The following is a 17320-nucleotide window of genomic DNA, read 5'->3' as shown; positions in this document are numbered from 1 at the left end:
GGTAGAGCCCAATTATTGACAGCGTGGCTAAACGCCGGGCTGATGCAACTAAGGAAACGTGATGAAGAACTGGAAAACAAGTGCTGAACAGATCCTGAAAACTGGCCCGGTCGTGCCGGTTATCGTGGTGAACAAGCTGGAACACGCGGTGCCGATGGCGAAAGCGCTGGTGGCTGGCGGTGTGCGCGTGCTGGAAGTGACGCTGCGTACCCCGGTGGCGATGGACGCGCTGCGTGCCATGATTAAAGAAGTACCGGAAGCGATTGTCGGTGCGGGCACGGTGATCAACACCCAGCAACTGAAAGAAGTCACTGACGCCGGTGCGCAGTTTGTCATCAGCCCAGGATTGACGGAATCGCTGCTGAAAGCCGCGGTTGAAGGTCCGGTGCCATTGATTCCAGGTATCAGCACGGTTTCAGAACTGATGACTGGCATGGATTACGGCCTGCGGGAGTTCAAATTCTTCCCGGCGGAAGCCAATGGTGGCGTGAAAGCATTATCCGCGATTGGCGGTCCGTTCCCGCAGGTGCGTTTCTGTCCAACTGGCGGCATCTCGCCAGCCAACTATCGAGACTATCTGGCGCTGAAAAGCGTGCTGTGCATTGGCGGTTCGTGGCTGGTACCGAATGATGCGTTGGAAAGCGGTGACTGGGATCGTATTACGCGTCTGGCGCGTGAAGCGGTTGAAGGGGCTCGCGCATAAGTTCATGAAGTGGTCGTCATTGATGGCGACCACTTCATCTTACTTAACCTTCGACTTGTACCGCGGCCGCACTCGCCACGGCGCGCGCGATAGCGTCATCGGTGTTTTCACCGGTTGCCAAAGCCACGCCTAAACGGCGCTGACCGGCGATTTCCGGCTTACCAAACAGGCGCAGCTGCAATCCGGCACCCAGCGCGGCTTCGATATTGCCGAACACGACGTTCTGGCTGTTCAGCTCAGGCAAAATCACTGCCGACGCAGCGGGACCGTATTGACGAATGCCGCCAATCGGCAGGCCGAGGAAAGCGCGCACATGCAGCGCGAACTCGGACAGATCCTGCGAAATCAGCGTGACCATGCCGGTATCATGCGGACGCGGTGACACTTCGCTGAACACCACTTCATCACCGCACACGAACAGCTCCACGCCAAACAGGCCGTATCCACCGAGCGCTTTTACCACGTTAGCGGCGATATCCTGCGCGCGTTGCAGCGCCAGTTCACTCATCTGCTGCGGCTGCCATGATTCACGATAATCGCCATCTTCCTGACGATGACCAATCGGCGCGCAGAAGTGAATGCCATCTACTGCGCTGATGGTCAGCAGGGTGATTTCGAAATCAAACTTCACCACGCCTTCAACGATCACGCGGCCCGCACCGGCACGTCCGCCTTGCTGCGCATAATCCCAGGCTTTTTCCAGCTGGCTGGCTTCGCGAATAAAGCTCTGGCCTTTACCTGATGAGCTCATCACCGGCTTAACGATGCACGGGAATCCAATCGCCTCAGCCGCGGCCACAAAATTCTCTTTGCTGTCAGCAAACTGGTAAGTCGAGGTCGGTAAGGACAACTCTTCCGCCGCCAGACGGCGAATGCCTTCGCGGTTCATGGTCAGACGTGCGGCGCGTGCGGTCGGCACCACTTTCTGACCTTGCGCTTCCAGCTCCAGCAGTTTTTCGGTGGCAATGGCTTCAATTTCTGGTACCACGAAGTGCGGCTTTTCCTCGGCAATCAGCGCGGCCAGCGCGTCGCCGTCCAGCATGTTGATCACATAGCTGCGATGCGCAACGTGCATCGCCGGAGCATCGGCGTAACGATCCACCGCGATCACTTCCACACCAAGACGCTGGCACTCAAGTGCCACTTCTTTGCCTAATTCGCCTGAACCTAACAGCATGACACGCGTAGCGGCAGGGCGCAGCGCGGTTCCGAGAGTCGTCATAATTTCACCTTAGCAGTCAAAATGCGCGCGCAGTATAAACGAAAACGTTTGCGTACTCACGCTTTCGCCGCGATCAGGTTTGCCATACTTTTCCCGCTCTGACGTTAACTGACACAGCCTGCGGCAGCATGGAGAACGGAAAAGTAAACAGGAGTTAAACAATGAGCAATTGGCTGCAGCAAATTCAATCGGTGCTAGCGAAAAAGGGTGGAGACGGAAAATCGGGCGGTTTAAGTGACATGCTGGCCCCCGGCGCATTGGGCGGGCTGGCGGGATTGCTGGTAGGCAGCAAATCCACGCGTAAGCTGCTGACCAAATATGGCGGCAAAGCCTTGCTGTTGGGCGGTGGCGCGGCGGCGGGCGCGCTGTTATGGAACAAATACAAACAGCGCATACGTGAAACCCATCAGGACGATGCGGGCTTCGGCCAGCTGCAAACGCCGATGGATCAACGCGCAGAGCGTCTGGTCACGGCGCTGGTGTTCGCGGCGAAAAGTGATGGTCACATTGACGATCAAGAGCGTGCCGCCATTGAGCAAAATATCCAGCAGGCCGGCTACGGCGCACAAGCCGAAGCGCTGATTCAGCAGGCGATGAATCGCCCGCTCGATCCCAACTGGCTGGCCGCTGACGTAAAAAATGAAGAAGAGGCGCTGGAACTCTATTTCCTCAGCTGTGCAGCCATTGATGTCGACCACTTTATGGAGCGTAGCTATCTCTCCGCGCTCGGCGATGCGCTGAAAATCCCCCAGGATGTGCGGGACGGTATCCAGCGCGATATCGACGCGGAAAAAGCTGCTTAATTCCGTGCGAAGGTTGCATCCGCAGCCTTCGCTTTTCATCTTTTGCTTACCCTGCGTAAAGTGATGCTGCGTGTAGCTTGGCATCGTGCGTGATTAGTGCCACGCTTGCTGAATGTTGTCCTTCAGGGAGAAGAGCCTAATGAATCAGCCACACGCGAAAAAAATTCCCCATGTCATGAAGCTGCACGGTGAAACGCGCATCGATAATTATCACTGGTTACGTGATGACGACCGCGAGAATCCAGATGTGCTGGCCCATCTGCACGCCGAAAATGATTACGGCCGTGCGATGATGGCGTCGCAGAATCCGCTGCAGGAACGGGTGCTGAAAGAGATCGTTGACCGTATTCCACCGCAGGATCACTCGGTGCCCTATGTGAAAAACGGTTATCGCTATCAAAGCCGCTATGAAGTGGGCAACGAGTATCCGGCTTATTTCCGGCAGCCCGTTGACGCGCCAGCTGATGAGCCCTGGCAGCTGTTGCTCGATGGAAACCAGCGGGCTGCGCACAGTGATTTTTACACCATGGGCGCGCTGGCGATCACACCGGACAATCAGGTGATGGCCTTAGCGGAAGACTTCCTGTCGCGCCGCCAATACGGCATTCGCTTCCGTAATTTGCAGAGCGGCAGCTGGTATCCGGAAGTGCTGACCAATGCGTCATCCAGCGTTGCCTGGGCCAACGATTCCCGCACGCTCTATTACGTGCGTAAGCATCCGAAAACGCTGCTGGCGTATCAGGTGTGGCGCCATGAGCTGGGCCATCCGCAATCTGACGATCAGCTGGTGTATGAAGAGAAGGATGACTCTTTCCACCTCAGCGTGCATAAAACCACCTCCGAGCACTTCATTCTGATTGCGTTGTACAGCACCAACACCAGCGAGATTCTGCTGATCGACGCCGAATATCCGGATGCGCAGCCGCAAGCCTTTTGTCCACGTCGCCGCGACCACGAATACAGCATCGATCACTACAATCATCAGTTCTATATCCGCTCAAATCGCGATGGCAAAAATTTCGGGCTCTATCGCAGCGCGTGGCTGGCGGAAGCACGCTGGCAATCGCTGATCCCGGCGCGTGACAACGTGGTGCTGGAAGATTTTCAGCTGTTTCGTCATTGGCTGGTAGTCGAAGAGCGTCAGCACGGCGTAAACACCTTGCGGCAGATAAACTGGGAGAGCGGCGAAAGCTTTGGTATCGCCTTCGACGATCCCGCCTATGTCACCTGGCTTGCCTACAATCCTTCGCCAGAAAGCGACACCTTGCGCTACGGCTACTCTTCCATGACCACGCCTACCACCTTGTTTGAACTGAACATGGAAACCGGCGATCGTCGCGTGCTGAAGCGCACGCCGGTGCCGGGCTTCAAATCGGAGGATTACAAAAGTGAGCATCTGTGGATCACGGTGCGTGATGGCACAGAGGTTCCTGTTTCGCTGGTCTATCACCGCGAGCATTTCAAGCGCGGCAGCAATCCGTTGCTGGTGTACGGTTATGGCGCTTACGGCAGCAGCATGGATGCCAGCTTTGGCACCAGCCGCATCAGCTTGCTGGAGCGCGGCTTCGTCTACGCCATCATTCACGTGCGCGGCGGCGGCGAGCTCGGCCAGCAATGGTATGACGGTGGCCGCCTGAAGAATAAAATCAACAGCTTCACGGACTTTATTGATGTCACCGAAGCGCTGGTGGCGAAGGGTTATGGTCATCGCCAGCAGCTCTACGCGATGGGCGGCAGCGCCGGAGGATTACTGATGGGCGGCGTGGTGAACATGGCGCCGGAGCTGTTCCACGGCGTGGTGGCGCAGGTGCCATTTGTCGATGTGGTAACGACGATGCTCGATCCGACAATTCCGCTGACCACCGGCGAATACGATGAGTGGGGCAATCCCGAACAGGCGGAGTTCTATCACACCATTCGCCAATACAGTCCGTATGACAACATCGAGGCCAAAGCCTATCCGCATTTGCTGGTTACCACCGGTTTGCACGATTCGCAGGTGCAGTATTGGGAACCGGCTAAGTGGGTGGTGAAACTGCGTGAGCTGAAAACCAACGATTCACTGCTGTTGCTCTGCACCGAGATGGATTCTGGCCACGGCGGTAAATCGGGCCGCTTCAAAGCGTATGAAGGGGTGGCGCAGGAGTTCACTTTCCTGATTGGCCTGGCGCAGGGCAGCTTGCCAGACCGCGTCGATTACTGATCGCTCTTCACATACTTGCGCAGCGCCTGCCGTAACGGTGGGCGCAAATCACGCACATTTTCCAGCACCCAACGCAGATAGCCGGGATCTTTACGCGCGATACTGCCAATACTCTGACCGCGATATTTGCCGAACGGGAACACATCGCCGCTCACGGGCGCGGGCTGGCACAAATTCGCCATCTGCTCGGCGTTCCAGCCGGAGGTTTCCATAATGCGGATCAGTAGCGCAGCGGTGACGTAGCAGTCATACAATGCGCGGTGCGCATGCAGTTCGGCCGGTGGCGTGACATCCAGCTTCAGGCTGTGGCGCAGCGCCTGATTGCCATATTTGATGCCTGGCCACAGCTGACGCGCCAGCGTCATGGTGCAGATCCATTCGCCCGGCATAGTGGGCAACATGCGGCGATCAAAACTGGCGTTGTGTGCCACGTAATGCGGACTGCCGTGATAGCGGCCAATCGCTTCTTCGATAGTGGGTTTTCCCATCACCATCGCTTCAGTAATGCGATGTACCGCCATCGCCTGACGACTGATTGGGCGATCCGGGCAGATTAAGTCGCTCATCGGATTGACGATCTGACCATCAATGACATCCACCGACGCCACTTCCACCACGCCACCCTGCAGGCCGCAGGTTTCGGTATCAATTACACGTAACATAAATTACTTCTGCTTCGGTTCGTAGGGCAGGCGCGCCAGGCTAAGCGAAGCCTGGCGATAGTTCATTAAGCGCTGACGAAACCAGTCACGCAGCGCTTCGGGCTGCTCGCGTTCCACCATTTCGGCAATCACCGGCATATTGTAGCGCTCTTTGAATGCAACGCCCGCGGCGGCCAGATCGACATTGACTTTGTCTTTCTCTTCCTGCGAGAGCAGGGCAAGGTTTTGGCTCATGCTTTTCTCCTGATAAACAGGGGCAAAAGTAATGGTTTCGGACCCTGGGATCAAGCGGATTGGATCGCACCGCAAGTCTCGACACCTGCGGATCGGCGGCGTATCCTGCTGCCACGTTTGCGGTGGTTTGCCGCATTTAATAGGGAAGAAGTCATGAAGAAAACTGCGTTCAACGCTGTCGTCGCGCTACTTCTGGCGTCATCAACGCTGGCCTTCAGCCAGGTTGCTATGGCACACGCTCACCTGAAAACCCCGGTACCAGCCGACAAAGCGGTGGTGGAAACCTCCCCGCAGAATTTAACGTTGACCTTTACCGAGGATGTTGAAGCGGCATTCAGTGGCGTGGATGTGCTCGATGCACAACATCAACCCATTACGGTCGGGAAAGCCAGACTCAACGATAAACAACACGATCAGCTGATTGTACCGATCAGCCAGCCGCTGCCGTCGGGCAACTATCAGGTAAACTGGCATGTGCTGTCCGTTGACGGACATAAAACTAAAGGCAGCTACACCTTCAGCGTGAAGTGATTGATGAGTTTGAGTACGCTGTGGATTGGCCTGCGAGCGCTGCATTTTTTGTCGGTGCTGCTGCTCGCCGGTAGCGCCTTTTATACCGCGCTACTGGCGCCGCGCCGCTATCGTCCGCTGCTATCACAGCGTTTAGCTTTACTTCTCCGTACCAGCGCGCTGCTGAGTTTGTTTAGCGCCCTGTTGATGCTGGCAACGCAAACCGGCTTGATGAGCGGCGACTGGCGCAATGTCAGTGACAGCGCAACCTGGCAGGCGGTGCTCAGCACGCGCTTCGGCCAGGTTTGGTGTTGGGAAATCGCTTTTGCACTGCTGAGCACGTTAGCGCTGCTGCTGCGTGGCACACTGCGGCAAAATCTGCTGCTATGCAGCGGCCTGTTACAGTTGGTGGCGTTAGCCGGTGTTGGGCATGCCGCGATGCGCGATGGCTGGCCCGGATTGCTGCAACAAGGCAATCACGCGCTGCATTTAATTGCGGCTGCATTTTGGGCGGGCGGATTACTGCCGTTGTTATTACTGATGCGTGAAGCGCGGCAGATCGCTTTTCGCACCGATGCGATTCGCTGCATGATGCGCTTCTCGCGTTACGGTCACCTGGCGGTGGCGCTCGCGCTGCTGACGGGCATCATCAATAGCGTGCTGATTGCCGGTTCGCCGTTGCATTGGCAAGCCACGCTGTGGAGCGAACTGCTGGTGGTGAAAGTGCTGCTGGTCATGCTGATGATCGCTATTGCGCTGACCAATCGCTATCTGCTGGTGCCGCGCTTTCGCCTGGCGGCCAGTAACGCAGCGCATCTGTTTATTCGCCTGACGCAGCTTGAGCTGCTGCTGGCCATTATTGTAATTGGGTTGGTGAGCGTGTTTGCTACGCTGTCACCGGCCTGAATGTGACATTCAAGAAGATGAAATGAGGTCGATATTTTGCTGAAGAAACTGATTCCAGCTTGCGTATTGATGGCGCTGTGCAGCCAGGCGATGGCGGCACAGATTATTACCGTCAGCCGTTTTGAGATTGGAAAAGACAAATGGCCCTTCACCCGCGAAGAGGTGATGTTGACCTGCGAGAAAGACGGCGCGCTGTTCGCGATTAACCCGGGCACTTTGTTGCAGTATCCGCTCAACGATAAAGCCTTTGCGCGCAAAACGGCCGGGCAGGGCACACTGCAATCGATCGACACCATTGTCGCCGTTGATAAAGCCCATCCAGGCCAGAAAATGAGTCTGCAACCGATCATCGACCGCGCGCAGCAACTGTGCGGTAAGTAATCCCTATATTCTCAGGCGTAGCGCACAATTCTGCCGCTACGCTTGCTTCCTCGTTCTGTCACCACGATCACAGAGTTGTCACCTTTCGCAACCAAACCGCATGATTGGCTGGAAAACCAGCAATCCTGGTCTACCTTTAAATGGCAAGGCGTCCTCGCCTGCAAAAATGCCAACTTTTAGCGCACGGCTCCCAAAGAGCCATTTCCCTGGACCGAATATAGGAATCGTATTCGGTCTTTTTTTATCTGCATAATAATGAATTGTCTGCACGCGTTAGGCTTACCTTTATGCTGGCATCTACACTTAATTCTCTTAGCAACTCAGGAGGATTTATGTCTGATAGACCGATTGAAGCGGATGAGCTTGAAGAAGATACTAAGGTGAAGCCGGATGAGCATGAAAAAGACGATGAGAGTCTGGCACCGGAGTCGGGCGACAAGCAGCCTGATTGATGATTAAACCCACTTCGGTGGGTTTTTTTATTTTCTGCTTTTCTTTTTTATATGAAATAAAAAAGTTTTACCTTGCTACCTGGTAAGATAAATGCGTTAATGCGTCGTCGGTCTGAATAGCAGACAGTTAGAAGGTTAGTTCCCATTGTATTTCTCATCCCGGTTAGTGCCGCTTCAAGCCCTTTCTCTTTGAGTCTTATCCTAAGTTCTGATTCGTATCTGCAACTCGGCCCTTACGCCAATAGGCTCATTTAAAAGGTAAAAATTATGTCTAATAAAATTCTTGGAACGGTAAAATGGTTCAACTCAGAAAAAGGCTTCGGCTTTATTTCTCCTGAAAATGGCAGCAAGGACGTTTTCGTCCACTTCTCAGCCATTCAGGGCACTGATTATCGCTCACTTGATGAAGGTCAGCGTGTTGAGTTTTCAGTTGAAGATGGTCCAAAAGGTCCGTCTGCAACAAATGTATTAGGTCTGTAATTATTCGCATTTATAATCGTTTAAGATGTCCGCATTGCCAGAGTTCACAATATCGTACCTCCGCGTTCGATATTACGAAAATGAACCCACATGGCGCTAAATGTATTTTCTGCAAATCATCAATGATTGTGTTGAAAACTGCTTGATAGCGGATGTTCTGCCCTGATAATTATCAGGGCTTATCAGGCAATTGCCTGATATCAGAATCATTAGCACTGCTCAGGCAGTGCTTTTTTATTTTAAATATTCCCGCATATCTTCACTTATTCCCACGTTGAAAATCTTACCCACATGCTACTTTTTCTCTTATTCCGAAATAAATTACCGTCATAGAGAGAATATTGCGAGATGCACAAGCCCGTTATCCTGATCGCCTTGCTGCTGAGTGGTTGCGCATTGAAACAGTATCCGCAGTCCGCCAAAGTGAGCGATGCCGAAGCGCAAACCTATGACTGTGCAGCACTGAATCAGGAGATCGCTAAAAGCCAAAGCGTTAAGCAGCAGATTGATGAAACCGGCGAGTTTGATGCGCTAACGGTATTGGGATTCGTCGGGGATTTTGGTATCGGTAACGGCGTTGCAAAGGCCAGCGCTAACAATAAAGCTGCGGCGCGTTTGCAACAGCTGGAAAATCTCAAAATAGTGCGTTGTGCGCATAACGTGACTTGATCGTTAACGGGTGGCAAATAACCTGCAAAAAAGATGCGGTCATATAGCAGCAGTCAGCCTGTGCGAAAAATGGTATAACGTTGGCGCATCTGATTAATGGCCGGATAAGGATCCTTCATGGCAAATACACAATATCTACTTTGGGTAATGATTGGCACACTCACGCTGCTTTGTATCTTTATTGGTGTGGTGGTTGGCCGCGCCAAAACTCCGCGCATTGGAACGCTGACATTCGCCGGTTTATTAGCCTTCTTCTTGATAGCGATCTTTTTAATCACACGCTAGTACGCAATGCGCGCTCAATGCCGTAAATAGCGCTGCAGAGATTTGTATAAGGCTGCAGTGCGCAGCCTCAATTCAACGTCACAGCGGTTTACGCGCGGCCAGCAAGAACATCATCGGGCGATCGCGTTCTTCCGCCAGCGCGGGATTGAGTGCAACCATCTCTTCGCTCGGGCCCCATTCATCAAGATGCACGATCTCAAATCCTGCGCCAATTAACGCATTGATCCAGGTTGCCAGCTTGCGATGTTGCTTCTTCACGCCATCGGCAAACCAGTTGCTGATGCGTTCCCCTTCCTGCTGGTAATGATTAACTGGCCAGCTGCGCTGCTGCTGTTCATCCACAATCCACTGCTGTTGAGTAGGTGCAGTGTAAATCGGATGCTCACAGGAAAACACCAGCGCGCCGCCCGGCGTTAGCGCCTCAAACACGGTTGCGAAGAGTGCGTCAATATTGCTGAGGTAGTGCAGCGCCAGCGAGCTGTAGGCGAGATCATAGGATTCGTTCAGTTGCAGCGATTCTAAATCGGCGCGCTGATAGCGAATCCCGGTTCCCTGCGTCATGGTCGCGGCTTGCGCTAACATCTTCTCGGAAACGTCCAGACCTAGCACCTCGCGCGCGCCTTGCTGCTGCGCGTAGCGGCAAAACCAGCCGTAACCGCAGCCGAGATCGAGAATGCGTTTATCATGCAGGTCGGGTAGTAGCGCACGCAGTGCAGGCCATTCTGGCGCGCCGTCTAATCCCTTAACGGAACGTGGCAAGGTGGCGTAACCGGCAAAAAAAGTGGGGTTGTCGTAAATATTCTGGCTCATACAGGCTCCTTTATATGATGCGCAAAGGAGTTTAGGCGTTTAGCGCGGAATGTAAAGTCGCGTAATTATCCCACAAATAACAGATGTACCAGACGAGCGAGTGATTCCAGCAGCAGCAAGCTACCGATGAAAATAACGATTAATACACCAATGAATTGCTTCCGTCCGCTCATGCTGTTCCCTCCGCTGGCTAACCTTGCCGGACTATACTTTAAGCCGGGCTCACTAAACTTCCAGTCAACCGGGGAAGATTACATGCTTTACCAAAAGGTGAACGCGCAAATGTGGCGAAATATTTGGGTGGTTGGCGATCTTCACGGTTGCCGCGCCCAACTCGATGCGCAACTGCTCAAGCAGGATTTCGATAAGCAGCAGGATCTACTGCTGTCGGTGGGCGATTTAATCGATCGTGGCCCGGACAGCCCCGGCTGTTTAGCGCTGATGCAGGAGCCCTGGTTTCGCTGCGTGCGCGGCAATCATGAGCAGATGGCGCTCGCTGCGCTGGATGGGCGCGACCAAACCTTGTGGATGATGAACGGCGGCGAGTGGTTCTGGCAACTCAAAGGCGCAGCGTTGATCGCTGCGCGCCATGCGTTGAAGCGCTGTGCTGAGTTACCGTTGATCCTGCATCTGGATTTCGGCGATCGCGTGGTGGTGATTGCCCACGCCGATTATCCCGCCAGTCATTATGCTTTAGGGCAAGATGTTGACTGGCAGCAAGTGGTGTGGAGTCGCGATCGACTGGGACGCCATCAACGCGGCAGTTCAGCCCGCATCGATGGCGCCAGTGATTTCTACTTCGGCCACACGCCGTTAGAACAACCGCTTAATGTGGCGAATCAGCATTACATCGATACCGGCGCGGTCTTCGGCAATCGTCTTACCCTGGTGAAGTTGCAGTAACGCTTAGCGGAACAGACGTCCGTCGCGCACCAGTTCACGCGGATAGCTGTTTTTAATCCGATTACCCACTTTCTTCGCCAATCCCAGCGGCTGCTGCTGATAGGTGACGATCACCTCATCCCGGCTGGGCAACGTGTCCGGATGAATATCCTGACCGCGATACCAGGTTTCCGCTTCTGCATCGGTGAGTTCGAAATCCAGCGCGCTGCCTGGCTGCGTCAACGCCACGACCGCTTCATGCTGCCAGCGATAGCCTTTCGGGAAGGTTTCGGCCAACTTGAAGCCGATGCGCGAGAAGCGCACTTTACCCAGCCAATCCTCCAGCGCCGCCGGGAACAGCCACAGCTCTTTATCGCGCTGCCACAGCGTGTGGTTGTCATCCCACTGCAAGCCGACTTTGGCCGCGGCCTGTTGCACTTCGGCGCTCAGCTTGCGGCTGGCCGGAGAGAAGGGCAGTTTGCCGACTTTGTAGGTTGGCGTTGGCAGCGCGGGAATGCTGGCGGTTTTACGCAGACGCGCAACGAAGAAACCTTCACTATCGAAAATCTGCGGGAATACGTGCAGGAAACCTTCGGCGGTTAACGCCTGATCGGCTCCGTCGAATAAACCGTTCAGCGGCACGATTTCAACCGCGTCGGGATAACGCTGCTGCAACCAATTAATCACCTGCTGATTCTCGATTTGATTCAGTGTGCAGGTAGAGTAAATCAGCGTGCCGCCTGGCTGTAAGGCATGGAAAGCGCTGTCGAGCAGATCACGTTGGGTTTCCGCAATCGCTTCGGTGCTGGCCAGCGTCCAGTTACGCAACGCATCAGCATCTTTGCGCACCACGCCTTCGCCAGAGCAGGGCGCATCGAGCAGAATGGCATCGAAACGCTCCGGCAGTGCGGCGCCAAACACACGGCCATCAAAATGGGTCAGCGCAACATTGCTGACGCCACAGCGGCTGATGTTAGCGTGCAGTACTTTGACGCGGCTGGCCGAATATTCATTCGCCAGAATGGCGCCTTCATTGCGCATCAGCGCGGCCATCTGGGTGGTTTTAGAACCGGGCGCAGCAGCCACATCCATCACCTGACGCGCATCAGGTGCGGCGTCAAACAGCGCGGTAACCGGCAGCATCGAGCTGGCTTCCTGAATGTAAAACAGTCCGCTCAGATGCTCCGCCACGCTACCCAGCGGCAGCGATTCGTCGTCACGCTCGATCCAAAACCCTTCGGCGCACCACGGAATGGGCGATAAGCGCCAGCCATAGTCGGCGGTGCGGGCGAGGAAATCATCCACGCTAATTTTTAAGGTGTTGACGCGTAAGCTGCGACGCAGCGGTTGCTGGCTAATGGCGAGAAAGCGCTGCAGTTCGGCGTCGTCAGCAAGGCTGGCGCGCATCAGCGCGAGGAAATCTTCGGGAAAGCGATCGGACACGGGCATCTACCGGGAAACGAAATGAGCGCGAAGTGTAACACGCGAAAAAGAATCGGGCAGCCAGGCTGCCCGATTTGCTTAAGGTTGATGAGGGTCCGGAATCGCCGTGCCCCAGTCGCGCCACGCTTTCGGCGCTTCATCCTGTAGCAGGAAGTGTTTGTTGGCGCCGGCCTGCGGTGCTAATGGCACCGTCGGCGGCGTGGCAAACTGTACGCCGCCGCGAATGAACTGCTGGAAGGTGCCGGTTTTCAACACGCCGCCGATCAGACCGAAATCGAAGTTATAGCCGGAAGCCAGCCAGAACACCGAATTGTTGCGCACCAGATGCTGGTACTTTTTGCTGATACGCAGCGCGATCTGCACGCGATCCGCCATATTGCCCAGCGACGTTCCGGTGACGGTGCCCACTTCAACGCCCCGGAACAGCACTGGCGTGCCCACCGACAGCGATCCCGCGTCAGCGGCATCGACATATATTGTCAAGCCGTTCAGGTAGCGTGAATCGGTGATGGTGCTTTCCTGTAGTTCAAAGGTGCGCGCCGGCGAACCTTTGCCCGGATCGACGTTGAGATAAGGCTGCAGCAGCGTTTCGATATGGTTAACCCCCGCCGCAGAAATCTCCGGCGACACCACCGAGAAGCGGCTGCCGATGCGCGCGAAGTCCTGCACGTATTCCGGATAAAGCACCGCTTTGGCGACAACCTGATTGTTATCAGAACTCAGCGCCAGTGATTCAACCTGACCAATGTTGATGCCGAGATAGCGAATCGGCATGCCCGCCGCCAGTTTGCTGGCATCGAAGGTGTGCAGCGTAATCTGGCTGCCAACTGCACGCGCCGCGGTTTCAGACGAGTAGAGCACGCGTTTCACGCCTTTCGCTGCCTGCGCGCCGGTGAGATTATCGAAACTGATCGCGCCTTTGAGCGCGCGGTTGAGCGGGGACGCTTGCACCGTCAAACCGCTGCCGTTGAGCTGCACTTTCGCGCCACCTTCGGCCCAGAACACGCTCTCGCTGGTCAGCAGCTTGCGATACTGCGGCTGAATATGAATCGAGATTTCAAACGCATCCGCGCGCGGCACTACATCCACCACTTCACCGACCTGGAATTTGCGGTACAGCAGCACTGAACCGGCCTGTACATCCGGCAAGCTTTTGGCGGTAAGTTTCAGCGTGGTTGGCGGCTGTTCACCCACGATGCCTTCTGCGGCACGTTCCGCATCCGCATATAAAGGATAACGACTGGAAGGATTACCTTTCGCGCCAGGAATCAGGCGAATGCCGCCATCTACCCACTCGCGCGCGCTGGCACCCAGCACTTTCATCCCGTCGAGTCCAAACTTCACATCAAGGCGGCTACTCACCACAAACTTGCTGTCAGCGTGCACCAGATTACGGTGCTCCGGATTGATGGCCGCCACAAAGCTGATGCCATTTTCATCCAGCGTGCGTGAAATCACCTGACCGATTTTCATGCCATACAACATCACCGGCTGGCCGGCATCGATACCGTAGGTTTCCGGCGCGCTGAGTTTTACCGTCAGCACGTCAGGTTTCTGCAGCAATGTTTCGCTGGCTGGCAACACGGTAAAGTGATCCTGCGGTTCGCCTTCGCCTGGCACCAGTTCAAAAGTATTACCGGTTAACAGGCTGCTGAGATTGGTGTCGGTCAGGCTGATCTTCGGCGTGCGCATTTCAATGCGCGTCCCGCTGCGCATCAAACCGGTTACTGAAGGATCAACCGTCAGCTCGCCGGTGACTTTGCCGCCATCCAGCAGGTTGAGTTTGGTTAAGGTGCCGACTTCCAGTCCCTGATACATCAGCGGTGTGCTATCGGCTTTCAGGTTATCGCCGCTCGGCAGGTTCAGTTTCACTTGCACGCCGCGCTGACTGCGCGCCAAATCCGGATAGAGCTGGTAGTTGGCATCCACCTGAGCTTGCTCGCCGTCATTAGGTGAATCGAAGGCAATTGCGCCATTCACTAACGCGGCCAGGCTTTCCAGCTTCACTTTGGCACCGCTCAGGCTGACATCTGCATCAACGCCGGAAACATTCCAGAAGCGGCTCTGCTTTTTCACCAGATTGATAAAGCGGCGCTCAATCAGCACATCAATGGTGACGCCGTCGGTGCTGTTGTTGAGGCTGTAATCGTAAACGCGACCCACCGGAATTTTGCGGTAATAAACCAGCGAACCGGTGTTGAGCGAGCCGAGGTCGGGCGCGCGCAGGTGGATAAGCAGTTCGCCGGTATTAACGCGATACTTAGGTTGGGTATCGAGTGCGGTGAAGTGATCGCTCTCTTTACCTTTACCCGGCATCATGCCGATGTAGTTACCGCCGACCAGCGCATCAAGCCCGGAGACGCCCGCCAATGACGCTTTCGGCGTCACCAGCCAGAACTGAGTGTCTTCACGCAGTGCATCGCGCATGTCGCTTTTGATGCTGGCTTTAATCTGGATGCTGCGATAGTCATCACTCAGCACAATGCCTTGCACCGTGCCCACTTCCACGCCCTGATAACGAATCGGCGTACGGCCTGGCACAATCCCGTCGGCAGTCTGGAAGTTAATGGTGATCGTCGTACCGCGTTCCTGATAGTTGGTCCATAGCAGCCAGCCAGCAATCAGCAGGGCGATGATGGGCAATAACCAGAATGGCGAAATCTTGCGCTTGTTGCGCAGATTGGCGCTAGTCGGTGTAGTCGGCGTTTCCTGTTGCATGTGCATCCCAGATCAGGCGGCTATCAAGCCACTCTACAGCCATAATGGTCAGGACAACGGCGGCACCAAAATAGAAGGCGGCCGGTCCCATGGTGAAAGCCAGCAGCTGATCACGATTGACCAGCGACATGGTTACAGCAATGACGAACAGATCCAGCATCGACCAGCGGCCCACCCAGGTGACGGCGCGCAGCAGGCGAATGCGGGTTTTTAAGCCCTGTTCGCATTTAAAGTGAATGCTGAGTAACAGAGTCAACATCACTAACACTTTGGTAAAGGGCACCAGAATGCTGGCGATAAACACCACCGCGGCTACCGGTATATTGCCCGATGCCAGTCCCAGAATGCCGGAGAAGATGGTGTCTTCACGGCGTGCGCCATTAACGTAGACCACCGAAATCGGCAGCAAATTGGCGGGGATCAGCAGCACAATCGAGGCGATGAGCGCTGCCCAGGATTTCTGCAAACTGTGGCGTCGGCGGTAGTCAAGCGGCGTGTGGCAACGCGTGCAGCGCCCACGCTCATCGGCTACACCGGTTTGATGGCAATTCAGGCACACTTGCCACTCTTCAGGCGGGGAGGTGGGCATCGCTTGCGGATAATAGTGTTCCCACAGTTGCTCGACGTTCAGGTGGATCAGCGTCAGCAGGCTCAGCACCGTCAGCGCAATATAGGCCACTAAACCGTAGCCCACTTCCAGTGAGGCGTAATCCTGCACTTTGATCGATGCCACCGCCACGCCGACCAGATAGATATCCAGCATCACCCACTCTTTGAGCTTGTCCATCATCAGCAGGACCGGGCGCAGGTTCATTCCGAGCGCGTTGCCCACCCACAAATAGAGAATGCCGATGACCAGCGTAACCGGCGCGCCAATGGTGCAAAACGCCACCATTGAAGCGGTGAGGATGTTGCCTTGCTGTGTCATTTGGATTACGCCCTCCAGCAGGCTGGCGTTAATACGCATGCCCAGTAGGCGAATATCAACCAACGGCAAGCTAAAGGCGAATGGCATCAGCACGATCATGACCACCGCCATGGCGGTGAGTCGCGTCATCGACCAGTCACGACCGCTCTGAATTTGTGCATGGCAGCGCGGGCAATAGGCTGTCTGATGCGATTTCACATCCGGTAAGGAAAAAAGGGTATCGCATTGCGGACAACGCTGATAACGTGCGTGGGGCAACGTCTGGCTGATAGCGTGAATTTTCATAGGTGACGCAAGTGCCCATCGTTCGTTACGGTTACCGGCATGCTGAGTAGCGCAAAGTTGCCTGCAATATTCGGTGGTACCAGAATACGCTTATCCACCGACTGCTAAGGGTATAGTAACTAACAGAATGATTCACCTTCTGCGCCTGGATTATTAGTGCTTATTTTAACAACTGAGTGACAACAAGGTCACCCCAGTGACGAGTTATGGTTGAACAATGAACAAAAAAGCTTTTTACGAGGATTTGAATCGCGATGTCCGCGCCCTGTTGGCGGGTGAAACCTCGTTCCTGGCCGCGCTCGGCAATTGCAGTGCACTGCTTTTCGAACGCCTGGAAGGCGTGAACTGGGCTGGATTCTATTTACTGACGGAACCGAACACGCTGGTGCTGGGCCCGTTCCAGGGCAAAATCGCCTGCGTACGTATTCCGGTTGGCAAAGGCGTGTGTGGAACCGCGGTAGCCGAGGACAAAGTGCAATTGGTGGAAGACGTGCACGCGTTCCCTGGCCATATCGCGTGTGACGCCGCCAGTAATGCCGAAATCGTGATTCCTCTGAAAGTAAATGGCACCCTCGTGGGTGTTTTAGACATTGATAGTACGGTTTATTCTCGCTTCGATAGCGAGGACGAAGAGGGGCTGATGGCCCTTACCGACGGGCTTTGTGAAGTGCTGGCGGGCAGCGACATCGTAAAATTTATTCAGCTGACGCACAGCTAATCGACTGGATCACATAGCATTTGGCG

General features: G+C 55.0%; 19 protein-coding genes. 12 read left to right on the top strand and 7 right to left on the bottom strand.

The annotated features are described in order from the left end of the window. Positions 1-61 precede the first annotated feature (61 nt). Positions 62-703, top strand: a complete 642-nt coding sequence (locus tag PO881_RS10905) for a bifunctional 4-hydroxy-2-oxoglutarate aldolase/2-dehydro-3-deoxy-phosphogluconate aldolase (RefSeq protein ID WP_008110463.1) — start codon at positions 62-64, stop codon at positions 701-703. A gap of 43 nt (positions 704-746) precedes the next feature. On the opposite strand, the gene purT is transcribed toward PO881_RS10905, so the two are convergent. Continuing rightward, a complete protein-coding gene (purT, locus tag PO881_RS10900) occupies positions 747-1925 on the bottom strand; it encodes a formate-dependent phosphoribosylglycinamide formyltransferase (RefSeq protein WP_110866306.1) in 1179 nt (392 codons plus the stop codon). Positions 1926-2086: 161 nt separating this feature from the next. Between purT and PO881_RS10895 the strand changes: the two genes are divergently transcribed. Together PO881_RS10895 and PO881_RS10890 are read left to right on the top strand one after the other, a co-directional pair. Continuing rightward, positions 2087-2728, top strand: a complete 642-nt coding sequence (locus PO881_RS10895; RefSeq protein WP_137385935.1) for a DUF533 domain-containing protein — start codon at positions 2087-2089, stop codon at positions 2726-2728. A gap of 139 nt (positions 2729-2867) precedes the next feature. After that, positions 2868-4931, top strand: a complete 2064-nt coding sequence (locus PO881_RS10890) for a prolyl oligopeptidase family serine peptidase (protein ID WP_280171765.1) — start codon at positions 2868-2870, stop codon at positions 4929-4931. Here the strand turns inward: PO881_RS10890 and exoX are convergent. Together exoX and PO881_RS10880 are read right to left on the bottom strand one after the other, a co-directional pair. Further along, positions 4925-5593, bottom strand: a complete 669-nt coding sequence (gene exoX / locus PO881_RS10885; protein ID WP_101764169.1) for an exodeoxyribonuclease X — start codon at positions 5591-5593, stop codon at positions 4925-4927. The genes PO881_RS10890 and exoX overlap by 7 nt on opposite strands. Before the next feature lie 3 nt (positions 5594-5596). After that, positions 5597-5827 (bottom strand): DNA polymerase III subunit theta, encoded by a 231-nt coding sequence (locus PO881_RS10880; protein ID WP_217546444.1) that lies wholly within the window; start codon positions 5825-5827, stop codon positions 5597-5599. 153 nt (positions 5828-5980) lie between these two features. Here PO881_RS10880 and copC point away from each other — a divergent pair, with 153 nt between their 5' ends. The 7 genes from copC (at position 5981) to PO881_RS10845 (ending at position 9510) form a co-directional block, all read left to right on the top strand. Further along, positions 5981-6358 (top strand): copper homeostasis periplasmic binding protein CopC, encoded by a 378-nt coding sequence (gene copC, locus PO881_RS10875; RefSeq protein WP_210080778.1) that lies wholly within the window; start codon positions 5981-5983, stop codon positions 6356-6358. 3 nt (positions 6359-6361) lie between these two features. Continuing rightward, positions 6362-7243 (top strand): copper homeostasis membrane protein CopD, encoded by an 882-nt coding sequence (gene copD / locus PO881_RS10870; RefSeq protein WP_192411692.1) that lies wholly within the window; start codon positions 6362-6364, stop codon positions 7241-7243. 33 nt (positions 7244-7276) lie between these two features. Continuing rightward, a complete protein-coding gene (locus PO881_RS10865) occupies positions 7277-7624 on the top strand; it encodes a YebY family protein (protein WP_061718597.1) in 348 nt (115 codons plus the stop codon). 719 nt (positions 7625-8343) lie between these two features. After that, positions 8344-8556, top strand: coding sequence for a cold-shock protein (locus PO881_RS10860; protein WP_007889586.1), 213 nt, complete (start codon positions 8344-8346; stop codon positions 8554-8556). 2 nt (positions 8557-8558) lie between these two features. Beyond that, a complete protein-coding gene (locus tag PO881_RS10855; RefSeq protein WP_101764610.1) occupies positions 8559-8702 on the top strand; it encodes a cold-shock protein in 144 nt (47 codons plus the stop codon). Between the two features lie 202 nt (positions 8703-8904). Then, positions 8905-9225, top strand: coding sequence for a hypothetical protein (locus tag PO881_RS10850; RefSeq protein WP_280171764.1), 321 nt, complete (start codon positions 8905-8907; stop codon positions 9223-9225). A 117-nt stretch (positions 9226-9342) separates the two neighbouring features. After that, complete coding sequence (locus PO881_RS10845; RefSeq protein WP_210080775.1) at positions 9343-9510, top strand: hypothetical protein; 168 nt, start codon at positions 9343-9345, stop codon at positions 9508-9510. A 78-nt stretch (positions 9511-9588) separates the two neighbouring features. Here PO881_RS10845 and PO881_RS10840 read toward each other — a convergent pair whose 3' ends face one another. Beyond that, positions 9589-10320: a class I SAM-dependent methyltransferase gene (locus PO881_RS10840; RefSeq protein WP_101764176.1), complete on the bottom strand. Its 732-nt coding sequence runs from the start codon at positions 10318-10320 to the stop codon at positions 9589-9591. A gap of 255 nt (positions 10321-10575) precedes the next feature. Here PO881_RS10840 and PO881_RS10835 point away from each other — a divergent pair, with 255 nt between their 5' ends. Then, positions 10576-11223 carry a metallophosphoesterase gene (locus PO881_RS10835; protein WP_280171763.1) on the top strand — a complete coding sequence of 216 codons (648 nt, stop codon included), beginning with the start codon at positions 10576-10578 and terminating at the stop codon, positions 11221-11223. A 3-nt stretch (positions 11224-11226) separates the two neighbouring features. Here the strand turns inward: PO881_RS10835 and rsmF are convergent, their stop codons facing one another. The 3 genes from rsmF to yebS all read right to left on the bottom strand — a co-directional run bounded on the left by rsmF (position 11227) and on the right by yebS (position 16576). Then, complete coding sequence (rsmF, locus tag PO881_RS10830) at positions 11227-12651, bottom strand: 16S rRNA (cytosine(1407)-C(5))-methyltransferase RsmF (RefSeq protein ID WP_280171762.1); 1425 nt, start codon at positions 12649-12651, stop codon at positions 11227-11229. Between the two features lie 72 nt (positions 12652-12723). Then, positions 12724-15363: a PqiB family protein gene (locus PO881_RS10825; RefSeq protein WP_280171761.1), complete on the bottom strand. Its 2640-nt coding sequence runs from the start codon at positions 15361-15363 to the stop codon at positions 12724-12726. Continuing rightward, positions 15332-16576, bottom strand: a complete 1245-nt coding sequence (yebS, locus tag PO881_RS10820; protein WP_137385925.1) for a membrane integrity lipid transport subunit YebS — start codon at positions 16574-16576, stop codon at positions 15332-15334. Before yebS ends, PO881_RS10825 begins: the two co-directional genes overlap by 32 nt. 217 nt (positions 16577-16793) lie before the next feature. On the opposite strand from yebS, the gene PO881_RS10815 reads away from it, so the two are divergent. Then, positions 16794-17294 (top strand): GAF domain-containing protein, encoded by a 501-nt coding sequence (locus tag PO881_RS10815; RefSeq protein WP_280171760.1) that lies wholly within the window; start codon positions 16794-16796, stop codon positions 17292-17294. Positions 17295-17320: the final 26 nt, after the last annotated feature.

This window comes from Pantoea sp. SS70, from assembly GCF_029866845.1.
Classification (GTDB): Bacteria; Pseudomonadota; Gammaproteobacteria; order Enterobacterales; family Enterobacteriaceae; genus Pantoea; species Pantoea leporis.
Note: the sequence above shows the minus strand (reverse complement) of the source record. Positions and strands in the feature narration are given on the sequence as shown.

Bases quoted from the DNA above. Each gene is read 5' to 3' on its own strand.
- PO881_RS10905 (WP_008110463.1), top strand. From the start codon at position 62: ATGAAGAACTGGAAAACAAGTGCTGAACAGATCCTGAAAACTGGCCCG.
- purT (WP_110866306.1), bottom strand. From the start codon at position 1,925: ATGACGACTCTCGGAACCGCGCTGCGCCCTGCCGCTACGCGTGTCATG.
- PO881_RS10895 (WP_137385935.1), top strand. From the start codon at position 2,087: ATGAGCAATTGGCTGCAGCAAATTCAATCGGTGCTAGCGAAAAAGGGT.
- PO881_RS10890 (WP_280171765.1), top strand. From the start codon at position 2,868: ATGAATCAGCCACACGCGAAAAAAATTCCCCATGTCATGAAGCTGCAC.
- exoX (WP_101764169.1), bottom strand. From the start codon at position 5,593: ATGTTACGTGTAATTGATACCGAAACCTGCGGCCTGCAGGGTGGCGTG.
- PO881_RS10880 (WP_217546444.1), bottom strand. From the start codon at position 5,827: ATGAGCCAAAACCTTGCCCTGCTCTCGCAGGAAGAGAAAGACAAAGTC.
- copC (WP_210080778.1), top strand. From the start codon at position 5,981: ATGAAGAAAACTGCGTTCAACGCTGTCGTCGCGCTACTTCTGGCGTCA.
- copD (WP_192411692.1), top strand. From the start codon at position 6,362: ATGAGTTTGAGTACGCTGTGGATTGGCCTGCGAGCGCTGCATTTTTTG.
- PO881_RS10860 (WP_007889586.1), top strand. From the start codon at position 8,344: ATGTCTAATAAAATTCTTGGAACGGTAAAATGGTTCAACTCAGAAAAA.
- PO881_RS10850 (WP_280171764.1), top strand. From the start codon at position 8,905: ATGCACAAGCCCGTTATCCTGATCGCCTTGCTGCTGAGTGGTTGCGCA.
- PO881_RS10845 (WP_210080775.1), top strand. From the start codon at position 9,343: ATGGCAAATACACAATATCTACTTTGGGTAATGATTGGCACACTCACG.
- PO881_RS10840 (WP_101764176.1), bottom strand. From the start codon at position 10,320: ATGAGCCAGAATATTTACGACAACCCCACTTTTTTTGCCGGTTACGCC.
- PO881_RS10835 (WP_280171763.1), top strand. From the start codon at position 10,576: ATGCTTTACCAAAAGGTGAACGCGCAAATGTGGCGAAATATTTGGGTG.
- rsmF (WP_280171762.1), bottom strand. From the start codon at position 12,651: ATGCCCGTGTCCGATCGCTTTCCCGAAGATTTCCTCGCGCTGATGCGC.
- PO881_RS10825 (WP_280171761.1), bottom strand. From the start codon at position 15,363: ATGCAACAGGAAACGCCGACTACACCGACTAGCGCCAATCTGCGCAAC.
- yebS (WP_137385925.1), bottom strand. From the start codon at position 16,576: ATGAAAATTCACGCTATCAGCCAGACGTTGCCCCACGCACGTTATCAG.
- PO881_RS10815 (WP_280171760.1), top strand. From the start codon at position 16,794: ATGAACAAAAAAGCTTTTTACGAGGATTTGAATCGCGATGTCCGCGCC.